General features: G+C 60.6%; 3 protein-coding genes. All 3 read left to right on the top strand.

The annotated features are described in order from the left end of the window. A partial coding sequence (locus MAXJ12_RS34105) for a flagellar basal body-associated FliL family protein (RefSeq protein WP_008840822.1) occupies nucleotides 1-201 on the top strand: 201 nt, incomplete at its 5' end. Further along, nucleotides 198-929 carry a flagellar type III secretion system pore protein FliP gene (fliP, locus tag MAXJ12_RS34100; RefSeq protein ID WP_008840821.1) on the top strand — a complete coding sequence of 244 codons (732 nt, stop codon included), beginning with the start codon at nucleotides 198-200 and terminating at the stop codon, nucleotides 927-929. The genes MAXJ12_RS34105 and fliP, both read left to right, overlap by 4 nt. Nucleotides 930-1,114: 185 nt before the next feature. After that, the coding region (locus MAXJ12_RS34095; protein ID WP_008840820.1) for a flagellin N-terminal helical domain-containing protein at nucleotides 1,115-1,996 on the top strand (882 nt) is incomplete at its 3' end.

Genomic DNA, 1,996 nt, shown 5'->3' with positions numbered 1-1,996 from the left:
GTTCGGGGGGAGCCGCAATCGCCCGATCTGATAGAGAGCATCCACCAGGACCTGCTCGCCTATCTCCGCACGGTCAAGCTGCATCAGGTCGAGGGTGCCAGCGGCTTCCAGCATCTGAAGGCCGATCTCGAGGAGCGCGCGAAGATCCGCAGCGGCGGTCACGTCAAACAGTTCCTTATCAGGACGCTGCTGTTCGAATGAGAAAGCTTCTCGCCACTCTCGTCTGGCTCGCGGCGTCGGCTTCGATCGCCGAAGCGCAGCAACTCGACCTCGGCGCCATCGGCCAGGCCGACGGCACAACCGTCGGCTACATCATCCAGATGTTCGGCCTGCTGACCGTTTTGTCGGTCGCGCCGGGACTGCTCATTATGGTCACGAGCTTCACCCGCTTCGTCATCGCCTTCTCGATTCTGAGGGCCGGCATCGGGCTACAGACGACGCCGGCCAATTTGATCCTGATCAGCCTGTCGCTGTTCATGACCTTCTACGTCATGGCGCCGACCTTCGATCAGGCATGGAACAATGGCGTCCGGCCACTGATGGACAATGAGATCACCCAGGCCGAGGCGCTGGAGCAGATTTCCGACCCGTTCCGGACGTTCATGGTCGCCAATGTGCGCGACAAGGATTTCGATCTTTTCGCCGACCTCGCCCGCGAGCGCGGCCAGACGGTGGCCGCCGAAACGGTGGATCTTCGCATTCTCGTTCCGGCCTTCATGATCTCCGAGATCAGGCGCGGATTCGAGATCGGCTTTCTGATCGTCCTGCCCTTTCTCGTCATCGATCTGATCGTGGCGACCATCACCATGGCCATGGGCATGATGATGCTGCCCCCGACGGTGGTTTCGTTGCCGTTCAAGTTGCTGTTCTTCGTCTTGATCGACGGCTGGAACCTTTTGGTGGGCTCGCTGGTGCGCTCCTTCACCTGAAGGCTCGCTTCAGGGCGAAAATTACCTTTCATTAACCATAGCGCTTAGCCCTTTCGAAGGGAGTGTCGGTCATTGTGCCGGGCATGGCGGGTGGTCACGTCTCAGGCGACCATTGGCATGATGCCGTACCGTCATACCGGCCGATCCGGTATGCAAAAATTCCCGTGTAAAAGGTACGAGTACCCATGGCCAGCATCATGACCAACGCTTCGGCGTTGACCGCTCTCCAGAGCTTGAATTCCACGAATAAGAACCTTGAAACAACCCAGTCGCGCATCTCGACCGGCTACCGCGTCGCCGAAGCTTCGGACAACGCCGCCTACTGGTCGATCGCCACCACGATGCGTTCGGACAACAAGGCGCTTTCGACCGTGCAGGACACGCTCGGCCTCGGCGCTTCCAAGGTCGACACGGCCTATACCGGCATGAACAAGGCGATCGAGACCGTCAACGAGATCAAGAACAAGCTGGTCTCCGCCGCCGGCTCTACTGAAGCCGATAAGGCCAAGATCCAGACCGAAATCGCCGCCCTCCAGTCTCAGTTGCAGGCGTATGCCACGAGCGCGACATTCTCCGGCTCGAACTACCTTTCCGTTGATACGGCCACTCACGCCGTAGCTGGCACGCATGACGGCGCGAGCGTCGTTTCTTCGTTCAACCGCGCTGCCGACGGCTCCGTCTCGCTCAGCAAGATCGCCATCGATGTCGAAAGCATCAAGCTCTACGACGCCGCAACCACCGATGCCGACGATGCCGGCATTCTCGAAGCTATTCGCGACTCAACTGGCGCTCGCGACGCCGCCGCGACAGTTGCGGTCGCCGGCACCTATCTGGCGACCGACGGCTTCGCGGTCTCCACGCTGACTGTCGTTGGCTTCAACGACGAGCAGATCGGCCAGATGCTCGGCGTCGTCGAAGGCGCGCTGAACGAAATGACCGACGCGGCCACCACGCTGGGCGCCGCCAAGCAGCGCATCGATCTCCAGAAGGAGTTCACACAGAGCCTGATGGACTCGATCGACCGCGGCGTCGGCCAGCTCGTCGATGCCGACATGAACAAGGAATCG

The organism is Mesorhizobium alhagi CCNWXJ12-2, from assembly GCF_000236565.1.
GTDB lineage: Bacteria > Pseudomonadota > Alphaproteobacteria > Rhizobiales > Rhizobiaceae > Allomesorhizobium > Allomesorhizobium alhagi.
This window is presented reverse-complemented; position numbering and strand designations above follow the sequence as displayed.

Bases quoted from the DNA above. Each gene is read 5' to 3' on its own strand.
- fliP (WP_008840821.1), top strand. From the start codon at position 198: ATGAGAAAGCTTCTCGCCACTCTCGTCTGGCTCGCGGCGTCGGCTTCG.